The sequence below is a fragment of the Arthrobacter sp. Y3223164 genome (assembly GCF_059091005.1).
The window spans coordinates 1-3,884 of record NZ_JBNHGF010000274.1; the positions used below are offsets into that span (position 1 = coordinate 1).

Consider the following 3,884-nt stretch of genomic DNA (forward strand, 5'->3'; position numbering starts at 1 on the left):
CGTCGCCCGGCCGCCGTCACCTGCGTCGGCCGGGCCGGAGAGCACCTGACCGCCCGCGGAGCGGATCCTCTCTGCCGCCGCTTCCGAATCCAAGACGGCGACGTACGTGTTCCACGCGGGGGTGGCGCCCGCCGTGCCCTCGCCGAGGCCGGCAACGTCCCGGCCGTCGAGCCTGGCGATCACATAGCGCGGAGATACCCCCGGCGGAGTGGCCTCGGCGAAGGTCCAGCCAAAGATCCCGCCGTAGAAGTCCTTGGCCGCCTCAAGGTCACGGTGTTCGACGTCAATCCACGACGTCACACCCTCGGGATAGGTCCGAACCAGGTCCATGGCGTGCCTTCCGTTCGTCGTCGGCTGCACCCACACATCTACCGCACGCGGCGGGTACCGGGCAATGGTCAGCGGGCAAGGCAGGCGCGGATCCGCTGCCCGGGTTAGGCCCAGAGCGATTCCGGACCCACCCTGACCGCAATCGGGTCTACCGTTAACGTCATGAGTCTTGCGCAGGACATCAAACGTGTTGTGGCGCCCTTCGAAGTCGTCAGCGAATTCCAGCCCGCCGGCGACCAGCCGGCCGCCATCGCGGAACTGACCGAACGGATCCAGGCGGGCGAGAAGGACGTCGTGCTGCTCGGTGCCACCGGCACCGGCAAGTCCGCGACCACCGCCTGGCTGGTGGAAAAGGTGCAGCGGCCCACCCTGGTGCTGGTGCAAAACAAGACCCTGGCCGCGCAGTTGGCCAACGAGTTCCGTGAGCTGCTGCCCAACAACGCCGTGGAGTACTTCGTCTCCTATTACGACTACTACCAGCCGGAAGCCTACGTGGCACAGACGGATACCTTCATCGAGAAGGACTCCTCCATCAATGAGGAAGTCGAACGTTTGCGCCACTCTGCCACCAACGCGCTGCTGACCCGGCGCGACGTCATCGTGGTGGCCACCGTGTCCTGCATCTACGGTCTGGGCACGCCGGAAGAATACATCGCGGGCATGGTCACGCTCCGCAAGGGTGCGGAAATGAACCGGGATGACATGCTGCGCCGGTTCGTCGCCATGCAATATGCCCGCAACGACATCGACTTCCACCGGGGCACGTTCCGGGTCCGGGGCGATACCGTGGAGATCATTCCGATGTACGAGGAACTGGCCGTGCGGATCGAGTTCTTCGGGGACGAAATCGAAAACATCCAGACGCTGCATCCCGTTACCGGGGAGATCATCCGCGAAGAGACTGAAATGTACGTCTTCCCGGCATCGCATTATGTGGCCGGTGAGGACCGGATGAGCCGGGCGATCAGGGACATCGAGGACGAACTGCGCGACCGGCTGCAGGTCCTCGAGTCGCAGAACAAGCTGGTGGAGGCGCAGCGGCTGCGGATGCGCACCACCTATGACCTCGAAATGATGCAGCAGATGGGGTTCTGCAACGGCATCGAGAACTACTCGCGGCATATCGACGGCCGCGGTCCGGGCACCGCGCCGCACTGCCTGCTGGATTACTTCCCGGACGATTTCCTGCTGGTGATCGACGAATCGCACGTTACTGTGCCGCAGATCGGCGCGATGTACGAGGGCGACATGTCCCGCAAGCGCAATCTGGTGGACTACGGTTTCCGCCTGCCGTCCGCGATGGACAACCGGCCGCTGAAGTGGGACGAGTTCCTGGAACGGATCGGCCAGACCGTCTACCTCTCCGCCACGCCGGGCAAGTACGAGCTGTCCAAGTCCGACGGCTATGTCCAGCAGATCATCCGGCCCACGGGCCTGGTGGACCCCGAGGTCATCGTCAAGCCGACCAAGGGCCAGATCGACGACCTGCTGGGCGAGATCAACGCGCGCGTGGAACGCAACGAACGCGTCCTGGTCACCACGTTGACCAAGCGGATGGCCGAGGATCTCACCGACTACCTGAACGAGCACGGCGTGAAGGTCCAGTACCTGCACTCCGACGTGGACACCCTTCGCAGGGTCGAACTGCTCCGCGAGCTGCGGATGGGCACGTTCGACGTGCTGGTGGGCATCAACCTGCTGCGCGAGGGCCTGGACCTGCCGGAGGTCTCGCTGGTCGCCATCCTGGACGCGGACAAGGAAGGCTTCCTGCGCAGCAGCACCTCGCTGATCCAGACCATCGGCCGTGCCGCCCGAAACGTATCGGGGCAGGTGCACATGTACGCGGACAAGATCACAGACTCCATGGCCAAGGCGATCGAGGAAACGAACCGCCGCCGGGAGATCCAGGTCGCGCACAACAAGAAACACGGGGTGGACCCGCAGCCGCTGCGGAAGCGGATCGCCGACATCACCGACCAGCTGGCCCGCGAGGACGCCGACACCCAGCAACTGCTCAAGGAGTTCGACTACGGCAAGGGCAAGCGGGGGTTGTCCGCCGCCGTGCCCAAGGACAAGATCCGCCGCGACGGTCTGGCCGCGGCACCAGCCGAGGATTTGGGCGAGCTAATCGCCCAGATGACGGAGCAGATGCACGCCGCCGCGGCGGAGCTGCAGTTTGAGCTGGCTGCCCGGCTGCGCGACGAGGTCTCGGACCTGAAGAAGGACCTGCGGCAGATGCGCGCCGCGGGCCACGCCTAGGCGCTCGGCAGCTGCCGCCCGGACTTCCGGCGGTGAAACGACGACGGCGGTGCGCGCCCGCCGTCGTCGGGCGCTCCTGCGCTACACTTGACCGAGCGTAGGGGAGTATCCCGAACACTGTGGACGTCAACACGCGGGGCATCGACGCCCCGCCGGGCGCAGTGGCCTGGCCGCAGAGCGGCAGGCGGAGAGACTTGCGGCGAACACTCGCACCCGCGCACAGCACCCGCGCGGCATCTTCTGTGAAAGGCAAGGTTCCGTGTCGGACCAATTATCGCTGTCCTTTGAGATCACGTCCTTCGTGGTCCTGGGCGCCATCCTGCTGTTCGACCTGCTGTACGTGGTCAAGCGGCCGCACGAGCCGTCCATGAAGGAAGCCGGCCTCTGGGTCGGTTTCTACGTCACCCTGGCGCTGATCTTCGCGGGCATGCTGTTCTGGCAGGCCGGCCCCGACTATGGCCAGGAATTCGTGGCTGGCTGGATCACCGAATACAGCCTCAGCGTGGACAACCTGTTTGTCTTCATCATCATCATGGCCAGGTTCTCCGTGCCGAGGAAGTACCAGCAGGAAGTGCTGATGTTCGGCATCATCATCGCGCTGATCCTGCGGGGCATCTTCATCTTGCTGGGCGCGACGCTGATCGCCCAGTTCAGCTGGGTCTTCTACATCTTCGGGGCGTTCCTGCTCTGGACCGCCTGGAAGCAGGCAACAGACTCGGGCGAGGACGAGGAAGAGGGCTCCGAGTCCGGGCTGATTTCCCGGCTGACCAAGAAGTTGCCGGTCAGCGAGCACTACGACGGCAACAAGCTGCGCACCACGGTCGACGGCAAGCGCCTGTTCACCCCCATGGTCATGGTCTTCATTACCATCGGCATGACCGACCTGTTGTTCGCGGTTGACTCCATCCCGGCGATCTTCGGCCTCACCCAGAGCGCGTTCATCGTCTTCACGGCGAACATCTTCGCGCTGATGGGCCTGCGCCAGCTGTACTTCCTGTTGGGCGGCCTGATGGACCGCCTGGTCTACCTCAAGCACGGGCTGTCGGTCATCCTGGCCTTCATCGGCGTGAAGCTGATCTTCCACGCGCTGCACGAGAACGAGTTGCCGTTCATCAACGGCGGCCAGCACGTCGAGTGGGTCCCGGAGATCAGCACCCAGCTGTCGCTCGGAGTGATCATCGGCACCCTGGTGGTCGCCACGGTGGCCAGCCTGCTCAGCCCGGCCGGCCGTCAGGCAGCCATCGATGCGCGGCTGGCGAAGGACGCCGAGCGCGCAAGGGCCGACAGCGAGGCCG

The 3,884-nt window shown here is 64.9% G+C and carries 3 protein-coding genes; 2 read left to right on the forward strand and 1 reads right to left on the reverse strand.

Features of this window, described 5'->3' with window-relative positions; genetic code table 11:
* Positions 1-330, reverse strand: a 330-nt coding sequence (locus AC5RUJ_RS12430; RefSeq protein ID WP_494155929.1) for a VOC family protein, incomplete at its 3' end; no start/stop codon positions are given.
* 162 nt (positions 331-492) lie between these two features.
* Here AC5RUJ_RS12430 and uvrB point away from each other — a divergent pair.
* Together uvrB and AC5RUJ_RS12440 are read left to right on the forward strand one after the other, a co-directional pair.
* Complete coding sequence (gene uvrB / locus AC5RUJ_RS12435; protein WP_494023150.1) at positions 493-2,589, forward strand: excinuclease ABC subunit UvrB; 2,097 nt, start codon at positions 493-495, stop codon at positions 2,587-2,589.
* Between the two features lie 259 nt (positions 2,590-2,848).
* Positions 2,849-3,884: TerC family protein (locus tag AC5RUJ_RS12440; RefSeq protein ID WP_494155930.1), on the forward strand; the 1,036-nt coding region annotated here is incomplete at its 3' end.